Here is a 19,251-nt window from a genome sequence, read left to right as displayed (position 1 = left end):
CCCCGCGCCGCCCCCGCCGCCTCCCGCGGCTCCCTCTCCCGCGCCCGCACCGACTTTGTTCGATGCCTTGTCAGCCGCCCGAACCCGCCTGTATAACGTTGTAAAATTGGCGAGCGCAGTGGTCCGGCGCACGGCACATGACGGCTACGGGGCGCCCGCACCGGCCGTCCGCGCCGGGCCGCTCACGAAGGGAATGTCGTGCGGGTCAGCCTGAAGGACGTCGCCGCGCACGCGGGGGTCTCCATCAAGACCGTCTCCAACGTGGTGAACAACTATCAGCACGTCACTCCTGCCATGCGCGCGCGTGTGCAGCGGTCGATCGACGCGTTGGGCTACCGCCCCAACCTCACCGCCCGGCACCTGAGAAAGGGGCGTACGGGCATCATCGCGCTGGCTCTGCCGGAGCTGGGCAACCCGTACTTCGCGGAACTGGCCGCCGCGGTGATCGACGCGGCGGCCGAGCACGACCACATCGTCCTCCTCGACCACACCGGGGGCCGCCGCGAGCAGGAGATCCTGGTCAGCCAGGGCTTCCGGGCCCGCGTCATCGACGGCCTGATCCTCAGTCCGATCGAACTGGAGGCGGAGGATCTGCGGGACAGGGCCGAGGACGTGCCGCTGGTGCTGCTGGGGGAGCGGGACTACGACGTGCCGTACGACCACATCGCCATCGACAACGTCGCCGCCGCCCGCGCCGCCGTCGGCCATCTGGTCGGGCTGGGGAGGCGCGAGGTGGCGTTCATCGGCGCCCGGCGCGGCCGCAGCGAACCCGCCCATCTCCGGGTGCGGGGCTGGCGCGAGGAGTTGACCGGTGCCGGTCTCGCGGCCGACGACGCGCTGGTCGCGGCGACCGACGGGTGGGGGCACGCGGACGGCGCCGAGGCGATGACCCGGCTGCTGGAGTCGGGCCGCCGTCCGGACGCGGTGTTCGCCTACAACGACCTGATGGCGATCGGCGCGATGCGTGTCCTGCACGCGCGGGGACTGAGGGTTCCGGAGGACGTGGCCGTGGTCGGCTTCGACGACGTGGTGGAGGGCCGGTTCGGCGCGGTGTCCCTCACCTCGGTCTCCCCGGACAAGGAGGCCATCGGCCGCCTCGCCGTCGAGTCCGTCCTCGCCCGCCTGGACGGCCAGGCGCCCGAACCCCGCCGGGTGCGCACCGAGTACCGCCTCGCCGCCCGGGAGAGCACCCTGGGACGGGAGGCCGCGGCCCTCGCCCGAGGAGACACGGCTGCGGCCCGCGCGCGAGTCTCCCTCGCCCCTGGAGCGGCGACCCTCGTCCACGAGGGCGCCGCGCCCGGCAGGGACGGCACGTCGCCGCCCGAGAGGGAGAGCGCGACCCCCGGGCGGAGCGACACGGCCGCGGGGCGGGGCGACGGTGCCCCCTGACCCGCGGACCGGCCGACGCCCGCCCACCGAGGGTCCGTCGACCGCCCGCCCACCGACCACCGGCCCGCCTGTACGTGAGTGCGCACCGACCCCCGCGCCCACGCACCCGCCCGCGCCCACACGCCCACCCGCGCCGAAGCGTGCCGCCACGCCGAAGCGTGCCCCCGTACCCGCGTCGCAGCCACGCCACGGCCCCGTGCTCCGCGCCTCGCCGCCTCCTCTTCCCGTACCGCTCAAGCGCTTTCTCGAATTGCCCGTCCGTCCCGTTCCGCGGGCTCCCCGGGCGACCGCGCCCATTTCCCGATCGCCAAACCGCCTGCCCAGCAGTGGTGTACGCGCCGCGGCGGCCCTCCGGGCCGTCGTCACCGGCGCGTTGTCACTGACGGCAGCCGCGCCGGGCGGCTCCGCACCCGCTGTATCCCACCTGGCGCGCAGGGGGTTTACAGCCTTCTTCCAACGATGTAAAAACCTCTTTGCAGCGAACCGGACATCGGCTCACAACGGCTCACACCGGGGAGCGGAGCGATTTCCTCGCGTCGTCCGGCTTCCCGCATTCCCTTTTTTCAGCGTCACCCGGATCGGGGTAACCATGCAGCGCACCGTCAACCGTTCCCGTTCTCTCGCCCGACCCGCGGCGGTGGCCCTGGTCGCCGCGCTCACCCTGACGGCGACCGCCTGCGCCAAATCGGAGGACGACGCCTCGGGGACCAAGGAGTCCTCGTCCGCGGCCGACGCGGGCCAGAAGGTCGTCACCCCGGAGCCCGGTGGCAAGACCTGCACCGTCGACACGTACGGCGGGAAGAAGCTCGACCTCAAGGGCGCGACGGTCGGCTTCTCGCAGTCGGAGAAGGAGGCCAACCCCTTCCGGATCGCGGAGACGCAGTCCATCAAGGACGAGGCGGCCTCACGGGGGGTCAAACTGCTGACGGCCAACGCCCAGTCGCAGTTCTCCAAGCAGATCAGCGACGTCCAGGACCTGCTGGCCAAGGGCGCCGACCTGCTCGTCATCGCCCCGCTGAACTCCGACGGCTGGGACCCGGTGCTCCAGGCCGCCGCCGCCAAGAAGGTCCCGATCGTCACGATCGACCGCAAGATCAACGCCACCGCCTGCAAGGACTACGTGTCCTTCATCGCCTCGGACTTCGTCGAGCAGGGCAAGCGCGCCGCCGACCAGATGATCGAGGCCACCGGCGGCGAGGGCGAGGTCGCCATCCTCCTCGGCTCGGCCGGCAACAACGTCACCACCGAGCGCACCAAGGGCTTCAAGGACCGCGTCGCGGAGAAGGCCCCGAACCTGAAGGTCGTCTTCGAGCAGACCGGCGACTTCGCCCGCGAGAAGGGCCAGCAGGTCACCGAGCAGCTCATCCAGTCGAAGCCCGGCATCAAGGGCATCTACGCGGAGAACGACGAGATGGGCCTCGGCGCGGTCGCCGCCCTCAAGGGCGCCGGCAAGAAGGCGGGCGACGTCAAGATCGTGACCGTGGACGGCACCCGCAACGCCGTCCAGGGCATCGTGGACGGCTGGATCAGCGGCGTCATCGAGTCCAACCCCCGCTTCGGCCCGCTCGCCTTCCAGACCCTGGACACCTTCACCCAGGGCAAGGAAGTCGCGCAGGACATCATCATCCAGGACGGCGCCTACGACGCGGCCAACGCCAAGGGCGACATCGGCAAGGCGTACTGACGGCCACCGGGGGCCCGGCCACCGACCGGGCCCCCGGCCACCGTCGGCGCCGACGCGCCCCGCTTCCCCGCACCCGTCGCCCGGCCCTTCCTCCGTCACTCCACCACACCTCTCCTCGCAACTCCCTTCGCAACCCCCTTCGCAGTTCTCCTCGTTCGTCTGTTCCGCATTCCGCATTCCGTAATCCTGGAGGCACAGGTGGCACCCCCCGCCGAAGTCCTCGCCGTCCGTGGACTGAGCAAGACCTTCCCCGGCGTCCGGGCCCTGGACGACGTCGACCTCACCCTGCACGCCGGTGAGGTCCACGCCCTGATCGGCGAGAACGGCGCCGGCAAGTCGACCCTCATCAAGCTCCTCACCGGCGTCTACCGGCCCGACGCGGGCGACATCACCTTCCAGGGCCGCCAGGTCGCCTTCGGCACCCCGCTGGAAGCGCAGAAGGCCGGGATCTCGACCATCTACCAAGAGGTCAACCTCATCCCGCTGCTCAGCGTCGCCCGCAACCTGTTCCTCGGCCGCGAGCCGCGCAACCGGTTCGGCCTGCTGGACTTCGCCCGCATGCACCGCGAGGCCGAGCAGACCCTGCGGACGTTCGGCGTCCGCGTCGACGTCCGGCAGCCGCTGCGCACCCTCGGCGTCGGCGCCCAGCAGATGGTCGCCCTCGCCCGCGCGGTCGCGACCGAGGCCCGGATCGTCATCATGGACGAGCCGACCTCCTCCCTCGAACCGCGCGAGGTGGAGACCCTGTTCGCCGTCATCCGCCGCCTGCGCGACGACGGCATCGCGGTCGTCTACGTCAGCCACCGCCTCGACGAGCTGTACGCCGTGTGCGACACGGTCACCGTGCTGCGCGACGGCCGCCGCGTCCACCACGGCAGCCTCGCCGAACTCGACCGCCTCGCCCTGGTGTCGACCATGCTCGGCCGTGAACTCGGCGAGGTCCGCCGCGAGGGCCTCACCAAGTTCACCGGCGACCACACCACCGACTCCGAGCCGGTGCTGCGCGCCGAGGAACTCACCGTCGAACACCGCCTGCACGGCGTCTCGGTGGCCGTCCGGCCCGGCGAGGTCGTCGGCCTCGGCGGACTGCTCGGCTCCGGCCGCACCGAGACCGCGAAGGCCATCTCCGGCGCGCTGGCGCTGAGTTCGGGCAAGGTCACGGTGGCCGGGGTCCCGCTGCGCGGCGGTTCGACGCCCGCCGCGATCCGGGCGGGCATCAGCCTGCTCCCCGAGGACCGCAAGAGCGAGGGCATCGTCCCCGGCCTGTCGGTCCGCGAGAACATCGCGCTCGCGGTGCTGCCGCAGCTGTCCCGCTTCGGACTGGTCTCCGAGGCCCGCGTCGACTCCGTCGTGGACACCTTCATGAAGCGGCTGCGGATCAAGGCGTCCTCGCCGCACCAGAAGGTCGGCGAACTCTCCGGCGGCAACCAGCAGAAGGTGCTCCTCGCCCGCTGGCTCGCGATGAACCCCCGCGTGCTGCTCCTCGACGAGCCCACCCGCGGCATCGACGTCGGGGCCAAGGCCGAGGTGCAGAAACTCGTGGACGAACTCGCCGCCGACGGCCTGGGCGTCCTGCTCATCTCCTCCGACCTGGAGGAACTGATCGAAGGGTCGGACCGGGTGGTCGTACTGAAGGACGGCGCCGTCGTCGGCGAACTCACCGGCGACGACGTCACCGAGGACAAGCTGATGCGGACCATCGCCGGGGACGTCCCCCCGGCCACCGGCCGCCCCGCCGCCGACGGCGACCGCCCGGATCGCGGCAAGGACGCCCGCCCGCAGGGGGAGGTGGCCGTCGATGGCTGAGGCCGCCGTCCGCACCGTCCCGCTCGACAAGGCCCGCCTCCTCGGCTGGCTCCAGACCTACGGCGTCTACGTCGGTGTCGCGGTCCTGCTGATCGTCAACACCGTCATCACCCCGCACTTCGTCTCCGTCGAGAACTTCCGCACCCAGGCCGTCCAGGTCGCGCCCGTCATCATCGTCGCGCTCGGCATGGCCCTCGTCATCGGCACCGAGGGCGTGGACCTGTCGGTCGGCGCCGTCATGGCGCTGGCCGCCTCCGTCACCGCCCTCTACCTCGGCTACGGCCTCCTCCCCGCGTTCCTGGTCGTCGCGCTGTTCGCCGCCGCGGTCGGCGCCGCCAACGGGGCGCTGGTCGCCTTCGTGGGCGTCCAGCCGATCGTCGCCACCCTGGCCCTCATGGTCGGCGGGCGCGGTCTCGCCCTGGTCCTCCTGCCCCAGCTGGAGGACCTGCGCAACCCCACCCTGGCCTCCCTCGGCTCCGGCGACGTCCTCGGCTTCCCCTACCTGATCCTCATCGCCGCCGCCCTCGCCGTCCTGATCGCGTTCGTGGTGCGCCGCACCACCTTCGGCCGGCAGCTCCTCGCCATCGGCGACAGCCGCCCCGCCGCCCAGCTCGCCGGACTCCCCGTCCGCCGGGTCCTGATCATCGTGTACGTCGTCTGCGCGCTGCTCGCGGCCGTGGCGGGCGTCCTGGCCACCGCACGGCTCCAGGCCAGCGACCCGACGTCGCTCGGCAACCTGATGGAGCTGTCCGCCATCACCGCCGTCGTGGTCGGCGGCACCCCGCTCACCGGCGGGCGCGTCAACATCGCGGGCACCGTGGCGGGTGCCGTCCTCATCCAGCTCCTCACCGCCACGCTCATCAAGCACGATCTGCCGCCCTCGTGGACCCAGATCGCCCAGGCCATAGTGATCGTGTGCGCGGTCTACGCCGCACGGGGACGGGGGAGGCGATGACCGCCGTGAAGACGGACGCGCCCGTGACAGCCGCGGGCGAGCCGCCCAAGGAGACCGACGGACCGGTGGGGAGCGGCCGTTCGGAGCGGCTGAGCGCCCTGGTCCAGCAGCACGGCGCGCTCGCCGTCCTCGTCGTCGTGTCCATCGTCGCGTCGTTCAGCTTCGACTCGTTCGCCACCGGCGACAACGTCTCCAACATGGCGACCAGTTCGGCGTTCCTCGCGATCGTCGCGCTCGGCATGACCTTCGTCATCATCACCGGCGGCATCGACCTGTCGGTCGGCTCCCTGTTCGCGCTCGGCGGTGTGCTGGCGGCCTGGGGCTCCCGGCACGGCACCCTCGTCGCGCTGCTGCTGCCGCTCGTGGTGTGCGGGGCGATCGGCGTCGTCAACGGCCTGCTCGTGGCCCGTTCGCGGCTCGCCCCGTTCATCGTGACCCTCGCCGCCATGCTCGGCGCGCGCGGACTGATGCTCGCCCTCACCGACGAGGGCGCCGACACCTACCTCATCGGCAAGGGCTCGGTCCTCGCCGAACTCGGCCAGGGCAGCACCCTCGGCCTCGGCAACCCGGTGTGGATCACCCTCGGCCTGTTCGTCGCGGGCGCCGTCGTCCTGCGCCGCACCCGCTTCGGCCAGCACGTGTACGCCGTCGGCGGCAACGAGGACGCCGCCGCCCTCATGGGCGCCCCCGTCGCCCGCACCAAGATCCTCGTCTACACCCTGTCCGCGGTCCTGGCCGGGCTCGCGGGCGCCCTGAACGCCGCCTGGCTCGCGTCCGGCGTCACCATCCTCGGCAACGGCATGGAGCTCGAGGCCATCTCGGCCGTCGTCATCGGCGGCACCCTCCTCACCGGCGGTCTCGGCTTCGTCAGCGGTTCCCTCGTCGGGGTGCTGCTGCTGAAGGTGATCCAGAACGTCATCAACCAGATCGGCTCCCTGGACTCCTCCTACCAGCAGGTCGTCAGCGGCGCGTTCCTCGCGGTCGTCGTCATCGCCCAGACCTGGCTGGGCCGCAGACGCAACGTCCTGTGAACCCCGGACGCGGCGGCCGTGCCTCTCCACCTCCGGCCGCCGCGTCCGGCCCCACCCGGCCCGCAGAGCCCCGCTCCCCGGGCGCACCACCGGGCGGCCGGGCCGCGGTGCCCCCCGCGTCCCGGCCGTCCTCGCACACGCACGTAGCCCCACCCCACTCCTCAAGGAGGCACGATGCGTAGAGCACCCGCACCCACGCCCTCGCCCGACCGGGCGTCCCCACCCCCGTCGGCCCCCGCACGCCCCTTACGCCCCTCGCCCCTGGCCCGGCTCGGGCGGCGGGCCCGGCGGGCGGTCACCGCCCTCGCCGCCCTGGCCCTCCTCGGCGGCACCGCCCTCACGGTCACCGGCACCGCGCAGGCCGCGCCACAGGCCTGGACCCCCAAACCGGCCCCGATGACCACCCCGTGGACCGACCAGGTCCCCGTCACCTCCCCGCCGCTGCCCGAGTACCCGCGCCCCCAGCTCACCCGCGCCGACTGGGCCAACCTGAACGGCATCTGGGACTTCGCCGTCACCTCGGCCTCCGCCGGGCAGCCCGCGACGTTCACCGAGCAGATCCGCGTCCCGTTCGTCGCCGAGTCCGCGCTCTCCGGCATCCAGCGCCGCATCACCCAGAACGACAAGCTCTGGTACAAGCGCACGTTCACCGTCCCCGCGGGCTGGAACGGGCGCCGCGTCCAGCTCAACTTCGGTGCCAGTGACTGGCGTACGACGGTCTGGGTCAACGGCCGGCAGGCCGGGGCCGTCCACGACGGCGGCTACGACGCCTTCTCGTACGACATCACCGACCTCCTGAACGGCGGCACCAACACGGTCGTCGTCTCCGTCTGGGATCCCACCCAGACCGGCGGGCAGGCCGTCGGCAAGCAGCGCATCAACGACGTCACCCCGCACCCCGGCGGCGGCATCTTCTACACCGCCGCCTCCGGCCTCTGGCAGACGGTGTGGCTCGAACCCGTCTCCGCCGCGCACGTCGCCCGCCTCGACCTCGTCCCCGACCTGCCGGGCAACCGCCTCAAGGTCACCGTGCGGGGCGCGGGCACCAGCGGCCACCAGGCCCGTGTCACCGTCTCCACGGGCGGCACCGTCGTCGGCACGGCCACCGGCCCGGTCGGCACCGAGTTCACCGTCCCCGTGCCGAACGCCCACCGCTGGTCCCCGGACGACCCGTTCCTCTACGACGTCCGCGCCGACCTCCTCTCCGGCACCACCACCGTCGACTCCGTCGGCAGCTACACCGGCATGCGCTCCATCGGGACCGCCCGCGTCGACGGCGTCCTGCGGCCCGTCCTCAACGGCCAGTTCGTCTTCCAGACCGGCACCCTCGACCAGGGCTACTGGCCGGACGGCATCTACACCGCGCCCACCGACGCCGCCCTCCGGTACGACCTCCAGAAGCACAAGGACCTCGGCTTCAACATGGTCCGCAAACACATCAAGGTCGAACCGCAGCGCTGGTTCTACTGGGCCGACCGGCTCGGCCTCCTCGTCTGGCAGGACATGCCCGCCATGGACACCCGCACCCCCGACGCGGCGGCCCGCGTCCAGTGGGAGGCCGAGTACGACCGCGTCATCGACCAGCACCGCAGCTCGCCCTCGCTCGTCATGTGGGTCGACCAGAACGAGGGCTGGGGCCAGTACGACCAGGCCCGCATCGCCGACGAGGTCAAGGCCTACGACCCGTCCCGCCTCGTGAACAACATGAGCGGCGTCAACTGCTGCGGCTCCGTCGACGGCGGCAACGGCGACGTCGTCGACCACCACGTCTACGTCGGACCCGGCACCACCGTCCCCGACGCCACCCGCGCCGCCGTCCTCGGCGAGTACGGCGGCCTCGGCCTCAAGGTCCCCGGCCACGAGTGGTACCCCGGCGGCGGCTTCAGCTACGAGGACCAGCCCGACCCCGCCCACCTGAACAACCGGTTCGTCGGCCTCCTCGACGCCCTGCGCGAGGTCCGCCTCCCACGGGGCCTCTCCGCGGCCGTCTACACCGAGATCACCGACGTCGAGAACGAGGCCAACGGCCTCCTCACCTACGACCGCCAGGTGGTCAAGGTCGACGAGGCCCGCGTCCGCGCCGCCAACCGGGCCCTCATCGACGCCTCCCGCACGTCCACCGCCCCCGTCACCCTCCCCACCGGCACCCGCTCCCTGCGCGTCACCACCGCCGGGTACACCGACCGCTACCTGCGCCACCGGGACGGCGCGGCCTTCACCGACGTCGTCAACGCCTCCAGCGGCGACCTGCTGAAGAACGACGCCACCTGGCGCGTCGTGCCCGGCCTCGCCGACGGCTCCTGCTACTCCTTCGAGTCCCGCAACTACCCCGGCCAGTACCTGCGCCACCGCGAGTTCCGCGTCTACAAGGAGGCGGGCAGCGGCGACCTCTACCGCGCCGACGCCACCTTCTGCCCCGTCCGCGGGGCGAACGGCGCGGTCCGGCTGTCCGCGTACAACTTCCCCGGACAGTATCTGCGGCACTACAACGCCGAGCTGTGGCTCGCCACCCCCGGCGGCACACACGCCTACGACACACCCGCCCTCTTCACGGAGGACACCACCTGGGCCGTCGAGGCACCCTGGGCGCCCTGACCCCCGACCGACAGCGACCGCCCGTGCCACGGGGAACTCCCCCTACGGCACGGGCGGTCGCCGTACCCGAGCACGCCGAGTCCGTGTCCTGCCCGCGCGTCACGTCGAGTCGCGGACCACCAGCACCGGGTCGAAGACCACCGACACCGGCTCGGGCCGCTCGCCCCGGATCTGCTCGTCCAGCAGGCGGGCCATCGTCGCCGTCATGTCCTCCACCGGCTGCCGGACCGTGGTCAGCGGGGGACGGCAGGTGACCGCGACACTGGAGTCGTCGAACCCGACGACGGCCACGTCCTCCGGGACCCGCCGCCCGCGCTCCCGCAGGACCTGGCAAGCGCCCTGCGCCATGAGGTCGTTGGCCGTGAACACCCCGTCGAGGTCCGGGTGGGCGTCCAGCAGCTCGCCCATCGCCGCCATGCCGCTGTCGAGCGTGAACCCGCCCTCGGCGACCGGGACATAGGGATGCCCGTGCCGGGCCATCGTGTCCCGGAACCCCGCCAGACGCTCCTGGCTCGCCGTGACCCCGAGCGGCCCCGCCACCGTGACGAGCCTGCGGCGGCCCCGCGCCAGCAGGTGCTCCGCCGCCAGCCGACCGCCGTCCCGGTGCGCGAGGTCGACGTAGCTGAGCGCCACCGGCCGCGACGGGCGGGCGAACAGCACGGCCGGCAGTCCCGCCCCGGCCAGCAGCGCGGGCAGCGGGTCGTCGGCGTGCGTCGACACGACGAGCGCACCGTCCGCGCTGCCCTGCCGCAGATACGTGATCACGTCCTGGCGGGCCTGCGGCGTCTCCGCGAACATCAGCACCGGATGCATGGCGCGCGGCCGCAGATGCCCCACGACACCGCTCACCACCCGGCCGAAGAAGGGGTCGGCGAAGACCCGCGCCACGAATGCGGTGTGCTCGCCGGTGTCCGCCGCCTCCTCGGTACCGGAACCGTCGCCCGCCCCGGACACCACGAGCGCCACCGTCCCCGTGCGCCGCGTCACCAGCGAACGGGCCGCCTTGTTGGGGGCGTAGCCGGTCCGCTCGATCGCCCGGCGCACCAGCTCCTGGATCGCGGGGTCCACGTTGCGCACGCCGTTGACCACCCGTGACACGGTCGCCCGGGACACGCCCGCCTCCCGCGCCACGTCCTCCAGCGTCGGCGCCTGTCTGCTCATGCCTGGCACTGTAACCGGCCGCCCACGCCAGGGCATAGAGCGCTCTCCCGGCCCCCGCGCGCCCCACCCCCCGCCCACGCGTCCGCTCCCGGCTCCCCGCCCGCCCCGCCCCGCGCCCTCACCCGGCGGGTCCCGGCCTCACCTCCACCGTCAGGGCCAGCGGAAGATCCCCGGCCGACCGGCCCACGAGCACCCGGCACGGCCCCGGCTCGGTCCGCCAGCCGCCCTCCGCCTCCGACCAGTGCCGCAGGGCCGTCCCCGGCACCCGTACGGCCACGGTGACCGACCCGCCCGGCTCGGCCCGCGCCGCGCCGAACCCGGCGAGCCACCGCACCGGGTACTCCACGGCCGTCCCGTCCGGCCGCGCCAGATACACCTGGACCACCTCCCGGCCCGCCCGCGCCCCCGTGTTGCGCACCCGCACCCGGACCTCGAACGCCTCCCCGGCCGTCACCCCGGCGGGCGCGACGGCCTCCTCGTAGGCCCACGTCGTGTAGCCGAGGCCGTGCCCGAACCAGAACGCGGGGGTCCGGCCGGAGCGCAGCCAGCCCCGGTGGCCGACGTGCACCCCCTCCGAGTAGGCGAGGCGGCCCCCGCGCGGCCGGGTGTCGGTGACCGGCGCGTCGGCCAGGACGGCCGGCCACGTCGTGGGGAGCCGCCCGCCGGGCTCGGCCCGCCCGAACAGCACGTCGGCCAGCCCGCCGCCGCCCTCCTGACCGGGGAACCAGGCCAGCAGCAGCGCGCCGACCTCGTCCCGCCACGGCATCTCGACCGGGCCGCCGCTGTTCACCACGGCCACCGTGCGCGGGTTCGCCGCCGCCACGGCATCGACGAGCGCGTCCTGCGCGCCGCTCAGCGCCAGAGCGGTCCGGTCGCGGCCCTCCGACTCGTCGTGCTCGGTGGTGCCGACCACCACGACGACCGCGTCCGCGTCCCGGGCCGCGCGGGCCGCCTCGGCCACCGCCTCGGCCGGGTCCGGGGCGGGCGGCGCCGCGCACACCACCGTCGCCCGGCCCGTCCCGGCCGCCAGCCCCCGCCGCGCCACCACCAGGACCGGGTCACCGGCCGTCAGCTCCGCGCACACCGTACGGACCGGCGGGCCGACGTGCACGACCGCCGGATCGTCGGTGTCCGCGGGGAAGTCACCGTCCAGCAGCGTCCGTCCGTCGACGGCGAGACGCATCCGCCCCCACCCGGCGATCCCGAGCGTCCAGCGGCCGGACACCGTCGGCCGCAGCCGGGCGCTGATCTCCACCGTGTGCGCGCCCGGCACCAGACGCGGCTCCAACTGCCGTCCGCCCCAGCGGTGTTCGGCGGAGAGTTCCCGCCCGGCCGCGTCCAGGACCCGCAACAGCACTCCGGGGCGGCCGGTCCGCGGGTCGACGCAGTCCGTCGGCGACAGCGGCGGGGGCGGCCCGTCGGGCACCGGGCCAGGCGCGTGCACGACCCGCGCCCGGCCGCGCAGCGTCGCCCTGACCCCGTCCAGCACCGACACCACCTGCTGCGGGAACACCCCCGCGCTGCCGCCGCCCTGCACCCGGGTGTGCGCCGCGTGCGCCCCGACCACGGCGACCACCCGGAGCCGGTCCGGATCGAGCGGCAGCACCCCCCGGTTGGCGAGCAGCACGGCACCGGCGGCGACCGCCCGCCGCGCCGACGCCCGCCCCCGGCGCGGCGGCGTGGCGGGCGGCGCCAGCGGACGCGGACCGCCCAGGGCCCCCAGCCGCGCGGCGAGCCGCAGCAGCCGCCGCACCTTGTCGGCGACGGCCGCCTCCGGCACCCGGCCCTCCTCCAGCGCCCGCACCAGCTCCTCGCCCCACACCCCGTCCGGACCCGGCATCACCAGGTCCAGCCCCGACCGCGCGGTGTCCTCGGTCGTGCGCACGGCCCCCCAGTCCGACAGCACCACCCCGTCGAAACCCCATTCCCCCTTCAACGGCTCGGTGAGCAGCGGATGCGCGGTCATCGTGGTCCCGCCGACACCGTTGTAGCCCGCCATCACCAGCCGCACCCCGGCCGCCACCGCCGCCTCGAACGGCGCCAACGCCACCTCCCGCAGCGTCCGTTCGTCCATCCGGACGTCCACCGTCAGCCGGTCCGTCTCGCTGTCGTTGGCGACGAGGTGCTTGGCGGCGGCGGCCACCCCGCGCGACTGCACGCCCCGGACCAGGGCCGCGCCCATCCGCCCGGTGAGCGCCGGGTCCTCCGAGAAGCACTCGAAGTGCCGCCCGCCCAGCGGACTGCGGTGCAGGTTCAGATTGGGCGCGAGGACCACCCGGACACCCTTGCGCAGCGCCTCCGCGGCGAGCAGCGCCCCGGCCTCCTCGACCAGGTCCTCGTCCCAGGTGGCCGCCAGCGCCGACGCCGACGGCAGCAGCAGCGCCGTGTGCCGCTCGTCCCAGGACTCGCCGCGCACCCCCGCCGGGCCGTCCGACATCACCACCTCACGCAACCCGATCGCCGGTTCGGCGTGGGTGCGCCAGGTCGTCGCGCCGGTCAGCAGCCGCACCCGTTCGCGCGGCGTCAGCTTGTCGAGGAGCCGCTCCAGCTCTTCCTCCGTCATCGGCACCCGCCGTCCTTTCCCAAGAAGCCGGGAGCGGGGCCGCCGGTCGGGCGGCCCCGCTCCCGGACGCCGTCGGCGCCGGTCAGTTGTAGACGCCGAACTCGTAGAGCGAATAGCCCCAGCCGGTGCCGCGCGCCGTGCCGTGCACCCGCACATAGCGGCCCGCGGCGGAGACGTCGAAGTCGTCGACGCCGCCGTTCCCGCCGGTCACCGTGTGCACCGTCCGCCAGTCGGTCCCGTTGTCCGAGGTCTGGATGGTGTAGTCGCGGGCATAGGAGGTCTCCCACACCAGCTGCACGTGCCGGAAGTCCCGGCGGGCGCCCAGGTCGACCTGGAGCCACTGCGGGTCGGACCAGTCACTCGCCCAGCGCGTGGTCGCGTTGCCGTCCACCGCCTTCGCGGCCGTGCACGGGCAGTCGCCGCCGCCCTGCTGGGACGAGGACGCCGTGGCCGCCGCGCCGCGCGCGAGGTTGGTACCGGGCACGGTGGGCGGCACCACCCGGATCGAGCGGGTCTCCACGCCCACGTTGCCGCGGCCGTCGCTCACCTTGACGTACACCTTCCACACGCCCGGCCGGTCGGGCGCCGTGAACCGCAGCCGCCCGCCCCCGAGGTTCGTGAAACTCCGGGAGGTGAGCTGCCGGTTGCCGTCGACGTAGACGCTGCTGTCCAGCACCTCGTACGAGAGCGCGTCGCCGTCCGGGTCCGTCGCCCGCGTCGCGAGCACCAGGTCCCGGCCCCCCTGGACCGCGCCCGCGCCGCCCTCCACGGTGAGGTCGGAGACGACCGGCGGGGTGTTGTCGCGCGAGGTGTCGCCGCCGTAGGCCCGCTTCACCGTGTAGTACGACAGCCGCTTCTGGCCCGCGGGCAGCAGGTTGAACCAGATGCCGCCGAAGTCGTACTCGGTGCCGTAGTGGAACATCGTCGCGCCCAGGGCGACGCCCCGGTGGCCGGTGATGCAGTCCCAGGCACGTGTGTAACCGGCCGCCTTGGCCTGGTCGGTGGGCTCCAGCGGCACCCCGTTGGCGTCGTCCGGCACCTCCCACTCACCCGCCGGACCGGTCTCGGTCACGATGTACGGCTTGTTGTAACCGCCCTGCTCCCAGGCCGACCTGATCCCGCACACGGCGTCGTAGGCGTTGACGGCGTACAGGTCGAGGTCGGGGGCGTTGCGCTTGTAGTACGGCCAGGCGCCCACCCAGGCGTCCGTGGAGGTGACGGGGTGGTTGGCGTCGACGGCGTGGATCTTCCGGGCGACCTCGTTGACGAACGTTGTGTAGGCGTCGCGCTGCCGCTCCAACTCGGCTCCGCCGTAACAGTTCTGGAGACCGAGCACGGACTCGTTGCCGACGTTCCACATCAGCACGCCGGGATGGTCCTTGTACTCCTGCACCCAGCGCGGGAACTCGGCCAGCATCTGGTTCTTGTAGGTCGTGTCGGTCACGTAGTTCACACAGCCGCCGCTGCCCGGACCGCCGCCGGGCTGGAGCCAGAACCCGGCGATGACCTTGATGCCGTGGGCGGCGGCCGAGTCCAGGAGCGGGCGGCTGGAGGCGTCGGTGCCCCAGGTGCGGATGGTGTTGACGCCCATCGAGCGGACGTCGGGGAGGTAGCGGTCCGCGTCGGCGGGGGAGGGGCCCCAGGTCAGTCCCTTGACCTGGAACGGGGCGCCGTCGACGGTGAGTTGCCAGTTCCCCTGACCGCCGGTGACCTTCACGACGCTGCCCGCGGCGTGCGCCGCCGGTGCGGGCAGGGTGAGGACACCGGCGGCCAGGAGGCCTGCGGTGAGGGGCGCGGCGATACGGCGCCCCGGGTGGGGGAGTCTGATCATGGTTCGTCGCCTTCGGGGTGCGGGTGCGGGTGGGGTGGGTGCGGGAGGCGAAGAGATGAAGCGGGTGGTGCGGGCGGGGCATGGGGTGGTGCAGGTGGGACGGCCCGGCCGCGGGGTCCGCCCCGGCCGTGCCGATGCTCACGGCCGCGGGGGTCGCGCGGTCCGGGCCGCCCCGGTCCGGAGGGGCCGGGCCCTGACCCGGGCCCAGGCACTGGGCCTTGCGATCAGGCCCCGGGATCAGGTCTGGGACCGGCCCGTGGGTCAGGGCAGTTCGTAGCGCGCGTTCAGCGCCGCCCCGGCCTCGGGGTGGTTCTGGTCGTACCCGCGCGCGTCGCACTGGAGTCCGCCGACGAGGCAGTGCTCCACCATCGTCCGCAGGGTGCGGTCGTCCCACGCGTTGAAGAAGTCGTAGTGGAACGACCACGCGGGACCGCTCGCCAGCCGGACCTGGGACAGGTCACCGTTGACGGGCCAGGCCATCTTGAACTCGATCATCGGCAGCGCGACCGGGTGACTGGCCGGGCAGATGTTGTTGTTGGTCCCGGGGTTGACCACCGGATACGCCATGTGGCTCTTGTGGTCGGGCGTGTCCAGGTAGCGGCCGTCCCAGCAACTGGGCGCCTGGAACCGCAGGTTGAGCTGGACGTCGGGCCGTGAGGGGCAGTTGGTCGGGAAGTCGCTGTTGAAGAAGCTGTCCCCGCACTCCCAGCCCTCGACGAAGCCCTTGTGGTTGCGGAACTCGGAGACGGACTGCGTCGGGCTCCCGACGACGAACCGCAGCCCCTTGGGGAAGGGCCGCACGCTCGTGTAGTCGGTGACCCCCGCCTTGTAGTAGATGACCTGCGGGCCGACCGGCAGGACGGAGGTGTTGCCCTTGTACAGGGTCGGCATCCAGTACGCCGACCGGTCGCCGGGTGCCAGACAGCGGGTGGAACCGGCGTCGAGCGAGGCGGTGGTGGAGCCCGCGTTGGTCGTGGTGTTGCCCATGAACGTGTGGTCGTGGGACTTCCCCGGCTGCTGCGGATAGACGATGGGGTCGTCCGGCTTGGTGTGGCTGACGTAGCAGTTGGCCTGGAACTCGTGGAAGTAGCGGTGCGGCGGCTCGGCGGTGGACGGGGTCACCCCGGTGACCGGCGGGTTGGCGGGGATGTACCCGTCCCCGTCCTGGTCGTCGCCGGACGCGGCCGTCGAGGCGGCCATCTTGTGCCCGGCGTGCGCGGCCCCCGAGAGCGAGACCGTCTGCTCCTTGTCCGGGGCGGCCGCACCCGTGGTGGTCGCGATGCCGCCGACCCCGAGCGAGGTGAACAGCAGGGCACCCGCCACGAGGGCACCCGACCAGATCTTCGATCTCCTTGCCATGGAAACTCCTGAACGTGAGACGACTCTTGGAGAGCGCTCTCCCGTGGGGGAGTGTTGGGGCGGCGGGGTGAGGTGTCAAGGGGGTGCGCACGGGATCGCCCGAGGGCGCTCGGAGGCGGGCACGGCGCGCGGCGGACGGTGGCTGACCATTGGGGCAGGTCAGGTGTGCTACCTGCAAGATCGCCCGACGCAAGAAGAATTGTCGGTCCGTCAGGCGGCCGAGAGGCGTCTCCTGTCCGCTGCGGGGAGTTCCGGCCTCGTGCGCGTGTCGCCCGCACGAGGGGCGCCGCGCCGGGAGAGCGCTCCCCGAACCCGTAGGAGTGAATGAGCGGGCGACTGGCCCGCCCGCGGAGACACGACCGGCCAGGCTGCTCCCTGTCGATCCAGGTCGACCCGGTCGGCGCCGTCGGTGGCGACCGGGCAGGGGCAGTGAGTGAGGGGCGTTCGGTGCGAGGCGAGGGTGGTGCGGTCGGCGGGGCCGGTGTGACCGATCGGTCCGATCACGGCGGTCCGGGCGATCCGGGTGATCCGTGCGGTGCGGGCCCGGTTCCTCCGCAGGGCCGCCGGTCCGCCCCCGCCGACGAGCCCCGGGTCAGGGACGTCCCCCGTCACGTCGCCTGCGTGATGGACGGCAACGGCCGCTGGGCGTCCCGCCGTTCGATGCCGCGTACGTCCGGTCACCTCGCGGCCGAGACCACGGTGATCGACGTCATCGAGGCGGCCCGGTCGGCCGGGGTGCGCTGGCTGACGCTGTACGCCTTCTCCACGGAGAACTGGCAACGCCCCGACAGCGAGGTCGACTTCCTCATGCACCTCGTCCGGCGGGTGCTGCGCAAACACGCTCCGCTGCTGCACGCGCGGGGCATCCGCTGCCGCTTCTTCGGCGTCCGGGACGGCCGCGTCCCTGCCCCGCTGGCGCGGGACTTCGACGACCTGGTGACCCTGACCGGCGCCAACCGTGGCATGACGCTCAACGTGGCCTTCAACCACGGCGGTCGCGGCGACCTCGTCGAGGCGGCCCGGTCGCTGATCCGCGCCGGGGTGGCCGAGGACGCCGTGACCGAGGAGAGCTTCGCCGCCCACCTGCCCTTCCCCGACACCCCGGACGTGGACCTCGTCATCCGCACCTCGGGCGAGCAGCGCATCTCCAACTTCATGCTCTGGCAGGTCGCCTACGCCGAGTGGATGTTCCCGCCCGTCCTGTGGCCCGACTTCCGCGCGGCCGACTTCGCCGAGTGCCTGCACCACTACCAGCAGCGCGACCGCCGCTTCGGCGGCGTCGGCCCGCGTCCCGCGCCCCACGGCCCCCCTCACCCGCATCCCCAGCCGAACCCGCATCCGAACGGAGTCTCCCGACCGTGACAGACAGCACCGACAGCCGCCCCGGAACGCCGGACCCGACGGCACCCGCCCCCGACAGCGCGGGCGGGCCGACGGAATCCGCGGAAGAGCGCCCGCTGTTCGGCCCCGGCTCGGAGTTCCACGCGTTCTTCCACGATCCGCGCTGGGCCCTGGCGATGGTCCGGGCGACCGTCCTGGAGGCCGCCCACCCGCAGATCGGCGCCGCCCTCCTCGACAACTCCACCTTCGTCACCCACCCCTGGCGGCGGCTGCGCAACACCTTCCTCAGCCTCCAGCGCATGTTCGGCGCCGACGACGCCGTACGGCACCGGGAGGCGGACCGGCTCCGGCGGCTGCACACCCGGATCAGCGGCACCGACGGGCAGCGGCGGCCGTACGACGCGATGGACCCGGCGGTCCGCGCCTGGGTGGTGGCGACCCTCTTCGAGAGCACCGTCACCATGTGCCGCCTCGGCGGACAGCCCCTGGAACAGGCCGTCATGGAGCGCCTCTACGAGGAGTTCCGGGCGTATCTCGCGGTGATGGACGGTGACGCCGACCGTCTTCCGCTCACGCTCTCCGAGTTCTGGCGCTACTTCGACCGGGTCGTCGAGGAGGACCTGGAGAACACCGAGGCGCTGCGGATCATCCTCTACAAGCTCTTCGACCACCTGCCCGCACCCCCGGCCCTGGACGGCCTGCCGACCCTCTGGGCGACCGGCCGGGCCTTCGCGGGCCCGCTCGTCGGCGCCGTCACCGTCGCCTCGCTGCCCGAGTCGTTCCGCCGCCGGGCCGGGCTGCCCGACATCCCCGGCGCCGAGACCCTCACCCAGACCGCCTATCTGGCCGTCGGGCTGGCCCGGTTCCTGCCCGAGGGCTGGCTGCGCACGGACGCCCTGGCGAACCTGCTCACGGCCTCCCCGGACGGCGACGACCCCGCCGCCCGCACCGTCGGCGCCGTCCGTGACGGCGTCAAGCGCGCCGGGGCCCTCTTCCGGCTGCTCAGCCCGCTGCCCGAGCAGCCCGGCCCGCCCGACGCCGCCGTACGCCCGCGCGGCGCCGAGGAGTTCTTCCGCGAGGTCCTCGACCAGACCGGCGACGGCTTCGTGGAGTGGCCCGACCTCGCCGCGATGGCCCGCGAACTCTGCGGCCGCCTCGACCTCGACGCGCCGCAGGAGAACCGGCTCTACGACGCGTTCGCCGACTGGTGGCGCGAACTCCAGGCCGCCCTCGACACCGACGGCGACGGCCGGATCAGTGCCGCGGAGTACGCGGCGGCCGTGCCCGCTCTCGCCGGGCCCGCGCTGATCAGGGTCGCCGAGGTCCTCTTCGACGTCACGGACGCCGACGGCAACGGCGTCATCGACGCCGACGAGTACCGCGCCCTGTTCCGCACCGGGTTCCGGCGCGACCTCCCCTCGGCCGACGGCACGTACTCCCGCGCGGCGTTCGTCCGGGACTTCCTCTCCTTCATGGCGGGCCGCGAGCGGTCCGGTCCCTACGACCCGGTGTTCGCCCAGGCCTGAACCGGCCGCC

General features: G+C 73.4%; 11 protein-coding genes and 1 pseudogene. 8 read left to right on the top strand and 4 right to left on the bottom strand.

Annotated elements, in window-relative coordinates; all coding sequences use genetic code 11:
• Positions 1-198: 198 nt before the first annotated feature.
• The 6 genes and pseudogenes from ACIQPQ_RS26905 to ACIQPQ_RS26880 all read left to right on the top strand — a co-directional run.
• Positions 199-1,209, top strand: a pseudogene (locus tag ACIQPQ_RS26905) (LacI family DNA-binding transcriptional regulator); the annotation flags it as partial.
• Between the two features lie 769 nt (positions 1,210-1,978).
• Complete coding sequence (locus ACIQPQ_RS26900; RefSeq protein WP_383777937.1) at positions 1,979-3,073, top strand: ABC transporter substrate-binding protein; 1,095 nt, start codon at positions 1,979-1,981, stop codon at positions 3,071-3,073.
• Positions 3,074-3,271: 198 nt separating this feature from the next.
• Positions 3,272-4,879, top strand: a complete 1,608-nt coding sequence (locus tag ACIQPQ_RS26895) for a sugar ABC transporter ATP-binding protein (RefSeq protein ID WP_401308364.1) — start codon at positions 3,272-3,274, stop codon at positions 4,877-4,879.
• Complete coding sequence (locus ACIQPQ_RS26890) at positions 4,872-5,834, top strand: ABC transporter permease (protein WP_401308361.1); 963 nt, start codon at positions 4,872-4,874, stop codon at positions 5,832-5,834. The genes ACIQPQ_RS26895 and ACIQPQ_RS26890 overlap by 8 nt, the downstream gene beginning before the upstream one ends.
• On the top strand, positions 5,831-6,865 hold the full coding sequence (locus ACIQPQ_RS26885) for an ABC transporter permease (protein WP_401308358.1): 1,035 nt from the start codon (positions 5,831-5,833) through the stop codon (positions 6,863-6,865). Before ACIQPQ_RS26890 ends, ACIQPQ_RS26885 begins: the two co-directional genes overlap by 4 nt.
• Before the next feature lie 174 nt (positions 6,866-7,039).
• Positions 7,040-9,460 carry an AbfB domain-containing protein gene (locus ACIQPQ_RS26880; RefSeq protein WP_401308355.1) on the top strand — a complete coding sequence of 807 codons (2,421 nt, stop codon included), beginning with the start codon at positions 7,040-7,042 and terminating at the stop codon, positions 9,458-9,460.
• Between the two features lie 99 nt (positions 9,461-9,559).
• Here ACIQPQ_RS26880 and ACIQPQ_RS26875 read toward each other — a convergent pair whose 3' ends face one another.
• The 4 genes from ACIQPQ_RS26875 to ACIQPQ_RS26860 form a co-directional block, all read right to left on the bottom strand.
• Positions 9,560-10,621: a LacI family DNA-binding transcriptional regulator gene (locus tag ACIQPQ_RS26875; RefSeq protein ID WP_383782542.1), complete on the bottom strand. Its 1,062-nt coding sequence runs from the start codon at positions 10,619-10,621 to the stop codon at positions 9,560-9,562.
• Positions 10,622-10,739: 118 nt separating this feature from the next.
• Complete coding sequence (locus tag ACIQPQ_RS26870; protein ID WP_401308352.1) at positions 10,740-13,184, bottom strand: glycoside hydrolase family 3 C-terminal domain-containing protein; 2,445 nt, start codon at positions 13,182-13,184, stop codon at positions 10,740-10,742.
• 82 nt (positions 13,185-13,266) lie between these two features.
• Entirely contained in the window at positions 13,267-15,015 is a 1,749-nt protein-coding gene (locus tag ACIQPQ_RS26865; RefSeq protein WP_401308349.1) for a discoidin domain-containing protein, read from the bottom strand.
• 261 nt (positions 15,016-15,276) lie between these two features.
• Entirely contained in the window at positions 15,277-16,374 is a 1,098-nt protein-coding gene (locus ACIQPQ_RS26860) for a DUF1996 domain-containing protein (protein WP_401308346.1), read from the bottom strand.
• Positions 16,375-16,857: 483 nt separating this feature from the next.
• On the opposite strand from ACIQPQ_RS26860, the gene uppS reads away from it, so the two are divergent.
• The gene (uppS, locus tag ACIQPQ_RS26855) at positions 16,858-17,736 is read left to right on the top strand and encodes a polyprenyl diphosphate synthase (protein WP_401308343.1); all 879 of its coding nucleotides are present in this window, start codon (positions 16,858-16,860) and stop codon (positions 17,734-17,736) included.
• 95 nt (positions 17,737-17,831) lie between these two features.
• On the top strand, positions 17,832-19,241 hold the full coding sequence (locus ACIQPQ_RS26850; protein ID WP_401308642.1) for an oxygenase MpaB family protein: 1,410 nt from the start codon (positions 17,832-17,834) through the stop codon (positions 19,239-19,241).
• Positions 19,242-19,251: the final 10 nt, after the last annotated feature.

Source organism: Streptomyces sp. NPDC091281, assembly GCF_044757425.1.
In the GTDB taxonomy this organism is placed as follows: domain Bacteria; phylum Actinomycetota; class Actinomycetes; order Streptomycetales; family Streptomycetaceae; genus Streptomyces.
This window is presented reverse-complemented; position numbering and strand designations above follow the sequence as displayed.